At 54.0% G+C, this 15,107-nt stretch carries 14 protein-coding genes, 2 tRNA genes and 1 rRNA gene; 12 read left to right on the top strand and 5 right to left on the bottom strand.

Annotated features, from left to right (window positions below; all coding sequences use genetic code 11):
- Positions 1–72: 72 nt before the first annotated feature.
- The 3 genes from rrf (at position 73) to HVY19_RS20410 (ending at position 403) form a co-directional block, all read left to right on the top strand.
- Positions 73–188 (top strand): 5S ribosomal RNA (rrf, locus tag HVY19_RS20420).
- A gap of 54 nt (positions 189–242) precedes the next feature.
- A tRNA-Asp gene (locus HVY19_RS20415) sits at positions 243–319 on the top strand.
- Between the two features lie 8 nt (positions 320–327).
- Positions 328–403: transfer RNA gene (locus HVY19_RS20410), tRNA-Trp, on the top strand.
- 101 nt (positions 404–504) lie between these two features.
- Here HVY19_RS20410 and hdfR read toward each other — a convergent pair.
- Positions 505–1,350, bottom strand: a complete 846-nt coding sequence (gene hdfR, locus HVY19_RS20405) for an HTH-type transcriptional regulator HdfR (protein ID WP_181682379.1) — start codon at positions 1,348–1,350, stop codon at positions 505–507.
- A 106-nt stretch (positions 1,351–1,456) separates the two neighbouring features.
- On the opposite strand from hdfR, the gene maoP reads away from it, so the two are divergent.
- Positions 1,457–1,795, top strand: a complete 339-nt coding sequence (gene maoP, locus HVY19_RS20400; RefSeq protein ID WP_181682378.1) for a macrodomain Ori organization protein MaoP — start codon at positions 1,457–1,459, stop codon at positions 1,793–1,795.
- Positions 1,796–1,819: 24 nt separating this feature from the next.
- On the opposite strand, the gene HVY19_RS20395 is transcribed toward maoP, so the two are convergent.
- Positions 1,820–3,340 carry a YifB family Mg chelatase-like AAA ATPase gene (locus tag HVY19_RS20395; RefSeq protein ID WP_181682377.1) on the bottom strand — a complete coding sequence of 507 codons (1,521 nt, stop codon included), beginning with the start codon at positions 3,338–3,340 and terminating at the stop codon, positions 1,820–1,822.
- A gap of 351 nt (positions 3,341–3,691) precedes the next feature.
- Between HVY19_RS20395 and ilvL the strand changes: the two genes are divergently transcribed.
- From ilvL to HVY19_RS20360, 7 genes are all read left to right on the top strand, one after another.
- On the top strand, positions 3,692–3,790 hold the full coding sequence (gene ilvL, locus HVY19_RS20390; protein WP_042326053.1) for an ilv operon leader peptide: 99 nt from the start codon (positions 3,692–3,694) through the stop codon (positions 3,788–3,790).
- Between the two features lie 139 nt (positions 3,791–3,929).
- Positions 3,930–5,576, top strand: coding sequence for an acetolactate synthase 2 catalytic subunit (gene ilvG / locus HVY19_RS20385; RefSeq protein ID WP_181682376.1), 1,647 nt, complete (start codon positions 3,930–3,932; stop codon positions 5,574–5,576).
- Complete coding sequence (gene ilvM, locus HVY19_RS20380) at positions 5,573–5,836, top strand: acetolactate synthase 2 small subunit (RefSeq protein WP_181509874.1); 264 nt, start codon at positions 5,573–5,575, stop codon at positions 5,834–5,836. Before ilvG ends, ilvM begins: the two co-directional genes overlap by 4 nt.
- A gap of 18 nt (positions 5,837–5,854) precedes the next feature.
- Positions 5,855–6,787 (top strand): branched-chain-amino-acid transaminase, encoded by a 933-nt coding sequence (ilvE, locus tag HVY19_RS20375; protein ID WP_181682375.1) that lies wholly within the window; start codon positions 5,855–5,857, stop codon positions 6,785–6,787.
- 3 nt (positions 6,788–6,790) lie between these two features.
- Positions 6,791–8,641, top strand: coding sequence for a dihydroxy-acid dehydratase (ilvD, locus tag HVY19_RS20370; RefSeq protein ID WP_181682374.1), 1,851 nt, complete (start codon positions 6,791–6,793; stop codon positions 8,639–8,641).
- A gap of 2 nt (positions 8,642–8,643) precedes the next feature.
- Positions 8,644–10,188 (top strand): threonine ammonia-lyase, biosynthetic, encoded by a 1,545-nt coding sequence (gene ilvA, locus HVY19_RS20365; RefSeq protein WP_181684342.1) that lies wholly within the window; start codon positions 8,644–8,646, stop codon positions 10,186–10,188.
- A gap of 66 nt (positions 10,189–10,254) precedes the next feature.
- A complete protein-coding gene (locus HVY19_RS20360; protein WP_181682373.1) occupies positions 10,255–10,956 on the top strand; it encodes a DUF2461 domain-containing protein in 702 nt (233 codons plus the stop codon).
- 3 nt (positions 10,957–10,959) lie between these two features.
- Here HVY19_RS20360 and ilvY read toward each other — a convergent pair whose 3' ends face one another.
- Positions 10,960–11,868: an HTH-type transcriptional activator IlvY gene (gene ilvY, locus HVY19_RS20355; RefSeq protein WP_181682372.1), complete on the bottom strand. Its 909-nt coding sequence runs from the start codon at positions 11,866–11,868 to the stop codon at positions 10,960–10,962.
- A gap of 166 nt (positions 11,869–12,034) precedes the next feature.
- Between ilvY and ilvC the strand changes: the two genes are divergently transcribed.
- A complete protein-coding gene (gene ilvC / locus HVY19_RS20350; protein WP_181682371.1) occupies positions 12,035–13,510 on the top strand; it encodes a ketol-acid reductoisomerase in 1,476 nt (491 codons plus the stop codon).
- Positions 13,511–13,626: 116 nt separating this feature from the next.
- Here ilvC and ppiC read toward each other — a convergent pair whose 3' ends face one another.
- A complete protein-coding gene (gene ppiC / locus HVY19_RS20345; protein ID WP_181682370.1) occupies positions 13,627–13,908 on the bottom strand; it encodes a peptidylprolyl isomerase PpiC in 282 nt (93 codons plus the stop codon).
- Positions 13,909–13,958: 50 nt separating this feature from the next.
- Positions 13,959–15,104 (bottom strand): glycerate kinase, encoded by a 1,146-nt coding sequence (locus HVY19_RS20340; RefSeq protein ID WP_181682369.1) that lies wholly within the window; start codon positions 15,102–15,104, stop codon positions 13,959–13,961.
- Positions 15,105–15,107: the final 3 nt, after the last annotated feature.

The raw sequence follows: 15,107 nt of genomic DNA, 5'->3' as shown, positions 1-15,107 counted from the left end.
TGACTGAGGTTCGCGAATGCGGCCAACGCAGCTGATGCGATAAAATATTGCGTACTGAGCACAAAGAATTTGCCTGGCGGCTTTAGCGCGGTGGTCCCACCTGACCCCATGCCGAACTCAGAAGTGAAACGCCGTAGCGCCGATGGTAGTGTGGGGTCTCCCCATGTGAGAGTAGGGAACTGCCAGGCATCAAATTAAGCAGTAAACTGATGTAAAAATCAGTGGTTGTAGAAAAATTCGGTGGAGCGGTAGTTCAGTTGGTTAGAATACCTGCCTGTCACGCAGGGGGTCGCGGGTTCGAGTCCCGTCCGTTCCGCCACCCTAATTAGGGGCGTAGTTCAATTGGTAGAGCACCGGTCTCCAAAACCGGGTGTTGGGAGTTCGAGTCTCTCCGCCCCTGCCAGAAAATAATCCTTAGCATTTGCTAAGGATTTTTTTTGTCTTTTAAACAGCCCTTCTTCATATCTTTCCCTGGCTGGCATCCTTGCCGGCGTACCTTAAATATTATTCTTCCAGGACTTTGATATTTAAAAGATCCTTGATCAGCGCGTATTTATCACTGTTTTGCAGCCATATAGCGTAAAGCGGGCGTGAAAGCGTTGCGCTGTCAGCAACCGTATGTAATCCACCTTTTTCTTTAGCCCATTTCATTGGTAACCAGGTACAACCGTTCAACGGCGCGAGCTGTTGCTTCGCTAGCTCTGCAGAGCTGGTTGTGAGGGTGGGCACCTCATCTGCAGCAATTAACCCCATCTCATGCTGCTGAAAGTCCGGCCCCCATTCCAGGCGTAAATAATTCAGACTGGCTTTTAAGGTTGAAGGAGTCGTGCAATACAGCGCAAGATTGAAATGCCCTAACAGCTGACTACTAAACTCATCCATTTTTGGGGCTTCAGTCGTAATAAGCAGATCAAGTTGGCGCTCATGCAATTGTTTAACCAGCGACTGACGCTGGGCGATACGCGCCTCAAATTGCAGGCTAGTCTGCGGATCCTGGGACTGGTAGAGCCTTCCTAACCAGTTATTGAGCATACACTCCCATAGCGAAGCGCTGGCCCCGATAGAAAACTCATTATGTCGCGATGTATGAGCAACTTCTTTACGTGCTGCCTGCCACGTATTCATCAGCGTTTCCGCATAAGGCAGTAATTTCTCACCGGCTGCGGTTAAACGGATATTGTTCCTGTGTCGGGTAAAAAGATTCACGCCCAACTGATTTTCTAATTGTCTAATCCGAAAGCTTACCGCTGATTGAGTCAGGTAGAGCGCTTCGGCGGCACGGCCAAAGTGGCGCGTCCGGCTTACTTCCAGGAAAGTTTTTAACAATTCCGTATCCACAGTGCTCTCCACAAAATTATTTGTCGTTATGATTTAAATGTTTTGTTTTACACTCTGTCAAGCGTAACTAATACTCCGCGCCATAAATAGCTCGGCCAAAGAATTAGGAGCGTGCAGGATGGCGGAAAGCTTTACGACGACTAATCGATATTTCGACAACAAATATTACCCACGAGGATTCTCTCGTCATGGTGATTTCACCATCAAAGAGGCACAACTGCTTGAACGTCACGGTTATGCCTTCAACGAGCTGGATCTGGGCAAACGTGAGCCGGTAACCGAGGAAGAGAAACTCTTTGTTGCGGTGTGCCGTGGTCAGCGTGAGCCGGTGACTGAGGCGGAACGCGTCTGGTCAAAATACATGTCGCGTATTAAGCGACCAAAGCGCTTCCATACCCTGTCAGGCGGTAAGCCGCAGATGGAAGGCGCAGAAGACTATACTGAGTCTGATGATTAATAAAAAAGGGCGTAAGCCCTTTTTTTATGCCAGTAACTTTTGCAGGTGCGTAAGGAGTCGATCAATCGCCCGGTAGCTAACTGCTTCCTGCAAATGTCGACGTGCGATACTGTCGGCCTGTTCGAGGTCGGCAATGGTCCGGGAGACTTTTAATAGCCGTTGCCACGCCCTAATAGATAATCCCAGGTGGATAAGTGTCTCCTCAAGCCACTGCGAATCCTCACTATCCAGCCGACAGAATTTACGTATCTCCTGATTTGCCAACTGCGCGTTGAGTTTACCCTGGCGTTCATACTGCCGTTTCTGAGCCGCCATAACGCGTATTTTTACCGTCGCACTACTTTCTCCTTTAATGTCGGTCTGGCTAAGAATGCCTGGTGGAGGAAGTGGGATCTCCAGTGAGAGATCAAAGCGGTCAAGAAAGGGGCCGGAGAGTCGGCTGAGATAGCGCAAAGTCTGCTCTGGACTACAGCGGTTATGATTCCCCTGATAATGTCCTGTAGGGCTGGGATTCATCGCCGCCACAAGTTGAAAGCGAGCGGGATAGGATATTTTGGCGCGAGTACGAGAAAGATGGATTTGCCCGGACTCTATGGGTTCACGTAATGCATCTAAAGTTCGGCGCTCGAACTCAGGCAGTTCATCCAGGAACAATATGCCATTGTGGGCCAGAGAAATTTCCCCCGGCGCGGGAATGGAACCTCCGCCAACCATCGCCGTCAGAGAGGCGCTGTGGTGAGGGGAACGGAAGGGGCGCTGCTTCCATTGTTTTTGCACGGACGTGGAATTGACCAGGCTGAGAATAGCCGCACTTTGCAGTGCTTCTTCATTACTCAGTGGCGGCAGCAATCCATTGAGTCGGCTGGCGAGCATGGTTTTACCCGTGCCGGGTGGACCGATCAATAGCAGATTATGTCCACCTGCGGCCGTGATCTCGAGCCCTCGCTTTCCCTGTTCCTGGCCGATAATGTCACTAAGATCGTCAAGCGAAGCAGTGAAATGAGCATCCCCCGTGACGGGGTGACACAGATCTTGCTTCCCCTCCAGAAAGGCACAAACCGCTTGCAGGTGATCCGCAACCAGGCAGCCTTTGCCATTAATAAGCCCGACCTCTTCCTCATTCTCTTTGGCGACAATAATGCCCCTCCCGGCTCGAATAGCTTCAGTTGCACTTGATATCGCGCCGGGAACGCCGCGTAACGCGCCTGTAAGGGCTAATTCCCCCACAAGCTCATATGCATCAAGTTTATGCGTTATAAGTTGCTCAGAAGCGACCAGAAGCGCGACAGCAATAGGTAGATCATATCTTCCACCCTCTTTAGGCAGATCTGCAGGCGCGAGATTGATCGTGATTTTCTTTGCGGGGTATTCATACCCGCTATTAATTAGTGCGCTGCGCACCCGATCACGGGCCTCTTTAACGGTCGTTTCGGGCAAACCTACCATGGTAAGACCGGGTAGGCCGTTACTGATATGTACTTCAATGGTAATGGCGGGCGCATTAACGCCAAGAGCGGCACGAGTGTGAACGATTGACAGTGACATAGTTCCTCCGGTTACCGCCAGTATGGCGAAAATCGCTCCGCTAATATTTCTGCAAATCACGTTCTTTCTGCATGAATTCCAGTATTTTTACGTATTTTCAAAACATCTTTGTCGGTTCTGGAATCTGCCTCGCATAAAAGGGCTGGACGGATTCTCTTGCTGAATCGATGTTTCCCGGAAGGACGAAAAATGAATTTTTTTCAGATTCCTCTTTTCTTATAAAAAACAACGCGTTTTTGCGAAGTCGTGATCTCTGAAAGAAAAACGTGAGCAAAAATATCTTGTGCTATTGGCAAAATCTATGGTAACTCTTTAGGCATTCCTTCGAACAAGATGCAAGAATAGACAAAAATGACAGCCCTTCTACGAGTGATTAGCCTGGTCGTGATTAGCGTGGTGGTGATTATTATCCCATCGTGCGGGGCTGCACTTGGACGAGGAAAGGCTTAGAAATCAAGCCTTAACGAACTAAGACCCCCGCACCGAAAGGTCCGGGGGTTTTTTTTGACCTTAAAAACTTAAATGAGGAGCAGAAAATGAGTGCCAGCATAAAATTCTGTTTCTCAAGATTTACGGCGGGGAACTAACTATGAATGGAGCTCAGTGGGTGGTACATGCGTTGCGAGCACAGGGTGTCGAGGCTGTTTTCGGCTACCCCGGTGGCGCAATTATGCCGGTCTACGATGCGTTATACGACGGTGGCGTGGAGCACCTGTTGTGCCGACACGAGCAGGGTGCGGCAATGGCGGCCATCGGTTACGCCCGCGCAACGGGGAAAACTGGCGTGTGTATCGCCACATCCGGTCCAGGGGCGACCAACCTCATCACCGGCCTGGCTGACGCGCTGTTAGATTCGGTTCCCGTTGTTGCCATCACCGGCCAGGTTGCCGCACCGTTCATCGGTACTGATGCGTTTCAGGAAGTTGACGTGTTAGGGCTGTCACTGGCGTGTACCAAGCACAGCTTTCTCGTGCAGTCACTGGAAGAGTTGCCGCGCATCATGGCAGAAGCGTTCGACGTTGCGAATTCAGGCCGTCCGGGGCCGGTACTGGTCGATATTCCCAAAGATATCCAGTTAGCCAGTGGGGCGCTGGAGCCGTATTTCACCACTGTCGAAAACGAAGCCGCTTTCCCGCACGCTGAGGTTGAAAAGGCGCGACAGATGTTGGCCCTGGCGCAAAAGCCGATGCTGTACGTTGGCGGTGGCGTGGGTATGGCGCAAGCGGTTCCCGCGCTGCGTGAGTTCCTCGCGGTCACGCAAATGCCAATAACCTGCACATTGAAAGGCCTGGGCGCGGTTGAGGACGATTATCCGTACTATCTGGGCATGTTAGGCATGCATGGCACCAAAGCAGCGAACTATGCGGTACAAGAGTGCGACTTGCTGATCGCCGTAGGCGCACGTTTTGATGACCGGGTAACTGGCAAGCTGGATACCTTCGCACCTAACGCCAGCGTAATCCATATGGATATCGACCCGGCTGAACTGAACAAACTGCGGCGTGCACACGTAACCTTGCAAAGCGACCTGAACGCATTGTTACCGGTGCTGCAGCAACCATTAAGCATCGATGAATGGCGTCAACATAACGCTGAACTGCGCGCAGAGCATGCCTGGCGTTACGATCACCCTGGCGAGTCTATCTACGCGCCATTGCTGCTGAAACAGCTGTCAGAACGTAAACCAGCTAACTGCGTGATCACAACGGACGTGGGGCAGCATCAGATGTGGTCAGCGCAGCATATGAGCCACAACCAGCCGGAAAACTTCATCACCTCCAGTGGCCTCGGCACAATGGGGTTTGGCTTACCGGCAGCGGTGGGCGCTCAGGCTGCCCGGCCGAATGACACAGTTATCTGTATCTCCGGTGACGGCTCCTTCATGATGAATGTTCAGGAGTTGGGCACCGTAAAACGCAAGCAGTTACCGTTAAAGATCGTCTTACTGGATAACCAACGGTTAGGTATGGTTCGACAATGGCAGCAACTGTTTTTCCAGGAACGATATAGTGAAACCACCCTGACCGATAACCCCGATTTTCTTACGTTAGCCAGCGCCTTCGGCATCCCTGGCCAACACATCACCCGTAAAGACCAGGTTGAAGCGGCACTCGACACCATGCTGAATAGTGAGGGGCCATACCTGCTTCATGTCTCAATAGACGAACTTGAGAATGTCTGGCCTCTGGTGCCGCCTGGCGCCAGCAACGCTGAAATGCTGGAGAAATTATCATGATGCAACATCAAGTCGCCGTAGAAGCTCGCTTCAATCCGGAAACGTTAGAACGCGTGTTACGCGTGGTCCGCCATCGCGGTTTTCAGGTGTGCGCCATGAACATGGAGGCCGCCAGCGACGCGCAGAATATAAATATTGAATTGACCGTTGCCAGCCCGCGCTCGGTCGACTTACTGTTTAGTCAATTAAGTAAACTGGTGGATGTGGCGCATGTTGCCATCTGCCAGAGCACAACCACATCACAACAAATCCGTGCTTAAGCGCGACAGGAAGAAAAGATGACGACAAAAAAAGCTGATTACATTTGGTTCAACGGTGAGATGGTTCGCTGGGAGGACGCGAAAGTCCATGTGATGTCCCACGCCCTGCACTACGGTACGTCTGTGTTCGAAGGTATCCGTTGCTACGATTCTCACAAAGGACCAGTGGTGTTCCGCCATCGCGAACATATGCAGCGTCTGCATGATTCAGCAAAAATTTATCGTTTCCCGGTGTCTCAGAGCGTCGATGAACTGATGGAAGCCTGCCGCGAAGTGATCCGTGAGAACAACCTGACCAGCGCTTACATTCGTCCTCTGGTGTTTGTCGGAGATGTGGGCATGGGCGTTAACCCACCTCCGGGATACACCACTGATGTCATCATTGCCGCGTTCCCGTGGGGGGCTTATCTGGGCGCTGAAGCGCTGGAGCAGGGGATCGACGCAATGGTTTCCTCATGGAACCGCGCTGCGCCGAACACCATCCCAACCGCCGCCAAAGCGGGCGGCAACTATCTGTCTTCCCTTCTGGTTGGGAGTGAAGCGCGTCGTCATGGCTACCAGGAAGGTATCGCACTGGATGTGAATGGCTATATCTCTGAAGGCGCAGGTGAGAATCTGTTTGAAGTGAAAGACGGCGTACTGTTTACGCCGCCGTTTACCTCTTCCGCGCTGCCTGGCATTACGCGTGATGCCATCATCAAGCTGGCGAAAGATCTGGGCATTGAAGTACGTGAGCAGGTCCTTTCCCGCGAATCGCTGTACCTTGCCGACGAAGTCTTCATGTCTGGTACCGCAGCGGAAATCACCCCCGTGCGCAGCGTAGACGGCATTCAGGTAGGGGAAGGGCGCTGCGGTCCGGTTACTAAACGCATCCAGCAAGCATTCTTCGGCCTGTTTACCGGTGAAACCGAAGATAAATGGGGTTGGTTGGATCAGGTAGGGAGTAAATAAGAGATGCCTAAGTACCGTTCTGCTACAACGACCCACGGCCGTAATATGGCCGGTGCTCGCGCGCTGTGGCGCGCTACCGGGATGACCGACGCTGATTTTGGAAAACCGATCATTGCCGTCGTTAACTCCTTCACTCAGTTCGTACCGGGTCACGTGCACCTGCGCGATCTTGGTAAACTGGTCGCCGAGCAAATTGAAGCCTCCGGCGGCGTGGCAAAAGAATTCAACACCATTGCGGTGGATGACGGTATCGCGATGGGGCACGGGGGCATGCTCTATTCGCTGCCGTCGCGCGAGCTTATCGCCGACTCGGTGGAGTATATGGTGAATGCCCACTGCGCCGATGCGATGGTCTGTATCTCCAACTGTGACAAAATCACCCCGGGGATGCTGATGGCCTCCCTGCGCCTGAACATTCCGGTCATCTTCGTTTCCGGCGGTCCGATGGAAGCGGGGAAAACCAAGCTCTCTGACAAAATCATCAAACTCGATCTGGTTGATGCAATGATTCAGGGCGCAGACCCGAAAGTGTCTGACGATCAAAGCAATCAGGTTGAACGTTCTGCCTGCCCGACCTGCGGTTCCTGCTCGGGGATGTTCACCGCCAACTCGATGAACTGCCTGACCGAAGCGCTGGGGCTGTCGCAGCCCGCCAACGGTTCGCTGCTGGCAACCCACGCCGATCGTAAACAGTTGTTCCTCAATGCCGGTAAACGTATTGTTGAGCTGACAAAACGTTACTACGAGCAGGATGATGCCTCCGCGTTGCCGCGCAACATCGCCAGCAAGGCTGCGTTTGAAAATGCCATGACGCTGGATATCGCCATGGGCGGATCCACCAACACCGTTCTGCACCTGCTCGCTGCCGCGCAGGAAGCGGAAATCGACTTCACCATGAGTGATATCGACAAACTGTCCCGCAAAGTTCCGCAGCTGTGCAAAGTTGCGCCGAGCACCCAGAAATACCATATGGAAGATGTACACCGTGCGGGTGGCGTACTGGGAATTCTGGGGGAACTTGATCGTGCTGGCCTGTTGAACCGCGACGTGAAAAACGTGCTCGGTCTGACGCTGCCGCAAACCCTGGAACAATACGATGTGATGCTGACGAAAGACGAGTCGGTCAAAAAAATGTTCCGCGCAGGTCCTGCGGGTATTCGTACTACCCAGGCGTTTTCGCAGGACTGCCGCTGGGATTCGCTGGATGATGACCGTGCTGAAGGCTGCATTCGTTCTCTGGAACACGCCTACAGCAAAGACGGCGGCCTGGCCGTGCTGTACGGCAACTTTGCCGAAAACGGCTGTATCGTGAAAACGGCGGGCGTGGATGACAGTATCCTGAAATTCACCGGTCCGGCAAAAGTGTATGAAAGCCAGGATGAAGCGGTAGATGCTATCCTTGGCGGCAAAGTGGTAGAAGGCGATGTGGTTGTCATTCGCTACGAAGGGCCGAAGGGCGGTCCGGGGATGCAGGAAATGCTCTACCCGACCACGTTCCTGAAGTCGATGGGGCTGGGTAAAGCCTGCGCACTGATCACCGACGGTCGTTTCTCCGGTGGTACATCCGGTCTGTCGATAGGGCACGTCTCGCCAGAAGCGGCAAGCGGCGGCAATATTGCGATCATTGAAGATGGCGATCTGATCGAAATTGATATTCCCAACCGTGGCATCCAGTTGAAGCTAAGCGATCAGGAAATTGCCGCCCGTCGTGAAGCGCAGGAAGCCCGTGGTGATAAAGCCTGGACGCCGAAAGATCGTCAGCGTGAAGTCTCCTTTGCTCTGCGTGCTTACGCGAGCCTGGCGACCAGTGCGGATAAAGGCGCAGTGCGCGATAAATCGAAGCTGGGAGGCTAATGATGGCCGAATCTCAACCCCTGTCAGCCGCCCCGGAGGGGGCGGAATATCTACGCGCGGTGCTGCGCGCGCCAGTGTATGAAGCGGCGCAGGTGACGCCGCTGCAGAAAATGGAAAAGCTCTCTTCGCGCCTTGATAACGTCATTCTCGTTAAGCGTGAAGACCGCCAGCCGGTACACAGCTTTAAGTTGCGCGGCGCTTACGCGATGATGGCGGGGTTGACCGCAGAACAGCGCGCACGCGGCGTGATTACCGCTTCGGCAGGTAACCACGCGCAGGGCGTGGCGTTCTCTTCCGCACGTCTGGGTGTGAAAGCGCTGATTGTGATGCCCGTCGCAACGGCAGATATCAAAGTCGATGCTGTACGCGGCTTCGGCGGTGAAGTGCTGCTCCACGGCGCCAACTTTGATGAAGCAAAAGCCAAAGCGATTGAACTGGCGCAGCAGCAGGGTTTCACCTGGGTTCCGCCGTTCGATCACCCCATGGTAATTGCCGGGCAGGGCACCCTGGCGCTGGAACTTCTTCAGCAGGATGCCCATCTCGATCGGGTGTTTGTCCCGGTCGGTGGCGGTGGTCTGGCGGCCGGTGTGGCGGTGCTGATCAAACAGTTGATGCCGCAAATCAAAGTGATTGCCGTTGAAGCGGAAGATTCGGCTTGCCTGAAAGCCGCGCTGGATGCCGGGCATCCGGTCGATCTTCCACGCGTCGGGCTTTTTGCCGAAGGTGTAGCGGTCAAACGTATTGGCGATGAAACCTTCCGTCTGTGCCAGGAGTATCTCGACGACATCATCACCGTCGACAGCGACGCCATTTGCGCGGCAATGAAAGATCTGTTTGAAGACGTACGTGCGGTGGCAGAGCCTTCCGGCGCACTGGCGCTGGCAGGGATGAAAAAGTACGTTGCCCAACACAACATTCGCGGCGAACGTCTGGCGCATGTCCTTTCCGGGGCTAACGTCAACTTCCACGGCCTGCGCTACGTTTCAGAACGTTGCGAACTGGGCGAACAGCGCGAAGCATTGCTGGCGGTGACCATCCCGGAAGAAAAAGGCAGCTTCCTGAAGTTTTGCCAACTGCTCGGCGGACGCTCGGTTACCGAATTTAATTACCGTTTTGCCGACGCCAAAGACGCCTGTATTTTTGTCGGCGTGCGTCTTAGCCGCGGTCTGGAAGAGCGTAAAGAGATACTGGATCTACTGCACAGCGGCGGCTACAGCGTGGTCGATCTTTCCGACGATGAAATGGCAAAATTGCACGTGCGCTACATGGTCGGCGGTCGTCCATCGAAGCCGCTCAAGGAGCGGTTATTCAGCTTCGAGTTTCCGGAATCACCTGGTGCGCTGCTGAAGTTCCTGCATACGCTGGGTACCCACTGGAACATCTCCCTGTTCCATTACCGCAGCCACGGTACCGATTTTGGCCGTGTGCTGGCGGCGTTTGAACTGGGCGAGCATGAGCCGGATTTCGAAACGCGGCTGAATGAACTGGGCTATGAGTGTCATGATGAAACGCATAACCCGGCGTTCAGGTTCTTCCTGGCAGGATAGCGGGGTAGGCCGGATAAGGCGTTTACGCTGCCATCCGGCAAAGAGTTCAAAGCAGAGGGTAAAAAGATGGCAGGACGCTTTCAGGGATTTGCACAAGAAGGGCTGACGTTTCTTCAACAGGTTAGACGTGAAAACGATAAAGCATGGTTCGAAGAGAACCGTTTTATCTACGAACGCAGCGTACTGGAGCCATTTCGCGCGCTGGTGGACGATCTGGCCCCCGTGATGCTGGAAATTGATCCGCTTATTGAAACCCGATCGGCGATCGGGAAAACGCTGTCACGCATACATCGCGACACCCGCTTTTCACAGGATAAATCGCTGTATCGCGACCGCATGTGGCTGACGTTTAAGCGCCCGGCAAAAAACTGGACCGATGCGCCAGCCTATTTCTTTGGCATTACGCCGGATGAAATGCACTATGGGCTGGGCTATTACAGCGCCAGCAAGCCGACCATGGATCTCTTCCGGCACACGTTAAAACAACGCCCGGCGCAATTTCTGGAAGTTGCAGAATGCTGTCGCGCACCGTTTGAACTGATTGGCGAGAGCTACAAGCGCCCGCTGGTTAAGGATCTCGACCCTGCGATAGCGACCTGGTACAACCGAAAATCCTTCGCGGCGATTGTCGACACCCACGATATCGAGCCACTTTTTGGTGCCGGACTGGTCACGCTATTGGCTGAAGGATTTCGCCAGCTTGAGCCGCTCTATCAATGGTTAATGAACGTTGAAACCATGAAGCAGGTCGATCCGGCGGATTTATAATTTTCAGCGCCCTTCGTCGATTTTTCTCTCAAGGACGATTTTCCAGAATGCATCAATAAGCGGCTCATGCAGTCGCTTTTTCGGCGCACACACTCCCAATTCGAACGGCGTTTTTTCGTCGCTGCGTTCTAAAATCATCACGCGATTGCGCACCGGTTCCGGGCTATTTTCCAGCACTACTTCCGGCAGCAGCGCGACGCCACAGCCCAGCGCGACCATTGATACCATTGCTTCATGACCGCCGACGGTAGCGTAAATCTGCGGGTTGCTGATTTTATGGCGGCGAAACCACAACTCAATGCGCCGCCGTACCGGCCCCTGATCGGCCATGATAAACGGCACAGTGGACCAGTCCGGTTTCTCCACCGACACCTGATTTCGTACCGGGCAGGGTAGCGCTGGCGCAATGAGCACCACCGCCAGATTCTCAAGCATGGAGAAGGCGACCGCCGCTGGCAACGTCTCCGGTTTTCCGGCTATTGCCAGATCTGCTTCACCGGTCATCACTTTATCCATCGCATCAGCGGCATCGCCGGTGGTGAGCTTGATTTCGACTGACGGGTGTTCGGCGCGAAAGCGATCGAGAATGGGGGGGAGGTGGCTGTAAGCGGCTGTCACCGAGCAGAAAATATGCAGTTCGCCGGAAAGTGACGGCCCTTGCTGATCGAGGGTGTGGCGCAACTGCTGGTACTGCAACAGCGTCTGCTGGGCAAAGACGCGTAATTCGTCGCCTGCTTCGGTGAGCGTGACGGTGCGATTGTCGCGGACAAACAGCGGTTGACCGAGATCGTCTTCCAGCCGTTGGATCTGCCGGGAAAGCGTGGAGGGGCTGACGTGCATTGCCCGTGCACTGCGCCCAAAATGGCGGCTTTCCGCCAGATGGAGAAACATTTTTAGATCGCGTAAATCCACCGATTTTACCTCACAGGGTTACATTGCAGAAATTGCAACGTGACGTTGTGAATATATCAATTTCCGCAATAAAAATCCTGTCATATAGTGGATTCAATCTCTCTTGCAAAGACACGGCAAGCGAACCGAATAATAAGCACCACAACACAACATCACGGAGTTCACCATGGCTAACTACTTCAACACACTGAATCTGCGTCAGCAGCTGGCGCAATTGGGCAAATGTCGCTTTATGGGTCGCGACGAATTCGCCGACGGCGCAAGCTATCTTCAGGGTAAGAAAGTGGTCATTGTCGGCTGTGGTGCGCAGGGCCTGAACCAGGGGCTGAACATGCGTGACTCCGGTCTGGATATTGCTTACGCACTGCGTAAAGAAGCGATTGCCGAGAAGCGCGCCTCCTGGCGTAAAGCGACCGAAAACGGTTTTAAAGTCGGTACCTATGAAGAGCTGATCCCGCAAGCAGACCTGGTCGTGAACCTGACGCCGGACAAACAGCACTCTGACGTAGTGCGCTCCGTGCAGCCGCTGATGAAAGACGGCGCAGCGCTGGGCTACTCCCACGGCTTCAACATCGTTGAAGTGGGCGAGCAAATTCGTAAAGACATCACCGTGGTGATGGTTGCACCGAAGTGTCCGGGTACTGAAGTGCGTGAAGAGTACAAGCGTGGTTTCGGTGTGCCAACGCTGATCGCCGTTCATCCGGAAAACGATCCGAAAGGCGAAGGCATGGCGATTGCCAAAGCCTGGGCTGCGGCGACTGGCGGCCATCGTGCGGGCGTGCTGGAATCCTCCTTCGTTGCCGAAGTGAAATCTGACCTGATGGGTGAGCAGACCATTCTGTGCGGCATGTTGCAGGCGGGTTCTCTGCTGTGCTTCGACAAGCTGGTGGAAGAAGGCACTGACCCGGCATACGCAGAAAAAGTGATTCAGTTCGGCTGGGAAACCATCACCGAAGCGCTGAAGCAGGGCGGTATCACCCTGATGATGGACCGTCTGTCTAATCCAGCGAAACTGCGTGCTTATGCGCTGTCTGAGCAGCTGAAAACCATCATGGCGCCGCTGTTCCAGAAACACATGGACGACATCATCTCCGGCGAATTCTCTTCCGGCATGATGGCTGACTGGGCGAATGACGATAAGAAACTGCTGACCTGGCGTGAAGAAACCGGCAAAACCGCGTTCGAAACTGCACCGCAGTTTGAAGGTAAAATCAGCGAGCAGGAGTACTTCGATAAAGGCGTTCTGATGATCGCGATGGTGAAAGCGGGCGTTGAGCTGGCATTTGAAACCATGGTCGATTCCGGCATCATCGAAGAGTCTGCTTACTATGAATCACTGCACGAACTGCCGCTGATCGCGAATACCATCGCCCGTAAGCGTCTGTATGAAATGAACGTCGTTATCTCCGATACCGCAGAATACGGTAACTACCTGTTCTCTTACGCTTGCGTACCGCTGCTGAAAGAGTTCATGACCACGCTGCAAACAGGCGATCTGGGTAAAGCAATTGCCGAAGGTGCGGTGGATAACGCGCAACTGCGTGATGTGAACGAAGCGATTCGCAGCCACCAGATTGAGAAAGTGGGTCAGAAACTGCGTGGCTACATGACTGATATGAAGCGTATTGCCGTCGCGGGTTGATAAACCTTGTCGGGTCGCGCTTCGCTTACCCGACCTACCAATGCCACAACGTAGGCCGGATAAGCGTAGCGCCATCCGGCAAAAAAAGCCCGGAGGTTGATACTCCGGGCTTTTTGTTAGTTGCGGTACAGCACCTTAATGATGTGATAACCGAACTGCGTGTGCAGCGGGCCGGTTGGCTCCAGCACCGGGCAGGAGAAAACGACCTTATCGAAAGCCGGAACCATTTGCCCCTGACGGAATTCACCTAAGTCACCGCCGCGTTTACCTGACGGACAAATAGAGTGTTTTTTCGCCAGATTGCCAAAGTCGGCGCCGTTTTTAATCTGCTCCAGAAGCTCCTGTGCCAGTTTCTCTTCTTTCACCAGAATATGCAGTGCTGCTGCGGTTTTTGCCATGATCGTGCCCTGAGTGGTATGGATTAGGGGGCGATTTTAGCACGCGTTCATCATTCCCGTACCTGCTGCGATAACTTCCAGACGCTGGCAATATTCCGCGCAGTGACGCGAAGGTTATAGTCGGCCTCCTGCAACGCTTCAGGCAGCGTGCTGATATGCGTCAGTACGGAAAAGACGGCATCCAGGCCGTGTTCATGCACTATCTGGTGATCCTGCGTTAAACCACCAGCCAGCGCGATGACCGGTTTTTGAAAACGCCTGGCGCAGCGCGCGACACCAATCGGCGTTTTACCACAGATTGACTGGCTGTCGAGGCGTCCTTCGCCCGTAATCACCAGACTGGCGTCGGCGACGAGGCTCTCAAGGCGCAGCGCATCAATCACAATCTCTACGCCCGGCTTTAATTCTGCGTTCAGCACGCCTAACAACGCCGCCCCCATACCGCCCGCCGCGCCTGCTCCCGCAGTGTTCATGACCTCTCGCCCGGTCATTTCCTGCAACTGGGTGCCAAAGACGGCTAACGCTCTGTCTAACACCGCGACCATCTCTGCGGTTGCCCCTTTTTGTGGACCGAAGATTGCAGAAGCCCCCGTTGGGCCGCACAGCGGATTGTTAACGTCACAGGCTACGGTGACAGAGATTTTTTTCAGGCGCGGATCGCCATGTGTGGTATCGATTTTTGCCAGCCTGGCGAGGGCGCCGCCGCCGAAGGGCAGAGGTTCGCCATGCTCATCGAGCAAGGCGATGCCCAGCGCCTGTAGCATGCCGGCACCCCCGTCGTTGGTGGCGCTGCCGCCAATACCGAGAATAATGTGTTCAACACCATGATCCAGCGCGGCAAGAATTAATTCGCCAGTGCCGAAACTGGTGGTGAGCAATGGATTACGGCTTTCTGGCGGGACATGATGCAAACCGGAAGCCGCCGCCATTTCAATAATCGCCGTTTTCCCATCGCCCAGCACGCCCCAACGCGCCTGGACTTCTGTCCCTAAAGGACCCGTCACATCCAGGTAGCGATAATGGCCCTGGGTGGCCTCGACCATCGACTCAACGGTGCCTTCACCGCCGTCTGCCATTGGTAACTTCACGTATTCAGCATCGGGATAGATTTCGCGAAAGCCCTGCTCAATGGCGGTCGCGACCTGCATGGCTGATAAACTTTCTTTAAATGAATCTGGTGCAATAACTATTTTCATCGT

The organism is Citrobacter sp. RHB25-C09 (assembly GCF_013836145.1).
Lineage (GTDB): Bacteria > Pseudomonadota > Gammaproteobacteria > Enterobacterales > Enterobacteriaceae > Citrobacter_A.
This window is presented reverse-complemented; position numbering and strand designations above follow the sequence as displayed.

Coding starts and splice junctions, on each gene's coding strand:
- HVY19_RS20395 (WP_181682377.1), bottom strand. CDS start 3,340: ATGTCACTGTCAATCGTTCACACTCGTGCCGCTCTTGGCGTTAATGCG.
- ilvG (WP_181682376.1), top strand. CDS start 3,930: ATGAATGGAGCTCAGTGGGTGGTACATGCGTTGCGAGCACAGGGTGTC.
- ilvM (WP_181509874.1), top strand. CDS start 5,573: ATGATGCAACATCAAGTCGCCGTAGAAGCTCGCTTCAATCCGGAAACG.
- ppiC (WP_181682370.1), bottom strand. CDS start 13,908: ATGGCAAAAACCGCAGCAGCACTGCATATTCTGGTGAAAGAAGAGAAA.
- maoP (WP_181682378.1), top strand. CDS start 1,457: ATGGCGGAAAGCTTTACGACGACTAATCGATATTTCGACAACAAATAT.
- ilvE (WP_181682375.1), top strand. CDS start 5,855: ATGACGACAAAAAAAGCTGATTACATTTGGTTCAACGGTGAGATGGTT.
- HVY19_RS20360 (WP_181682373.1), top strand. CDS start 10,255: ATGGCAGGACGCTTTCAGGGATTTGCACAAGAAGGGCTGACGTTTCTT.
- ilvD (WP_181682374.1), top strand. CDS start 6,791: ATGCCTAAGTACCGTTCTGCTACAACGACCCACGGCCGTAATATGGCC.
- ilvC (WP_181682371.1), top strand. CDS start 12,035: ATGGCTAACTACTTCAACACACTGAATCTGCGTCAGCAGCTGGCGCAA.
- HVY19_RS20340 (WP_181682369.1), bottom strand. CDS start 15,104: ATGAAAATAGTTATTGCACCAGATTCATTTAAAGAAAGTTTATCAGCC.
- ilvL (WP_042326053.1), top strand. CDS start 3,692: ATGACAGCCCTTCTACGAGTGATTAGCCTGGTCGTGATTAGCGTGGTG.
- ilvA (WP_181684342.1), top strand. CDS start 8,644: ATGGCCGAATCTCAACCCCTGTCAGCCGCCCCGGAGGGGGCGGAATAT.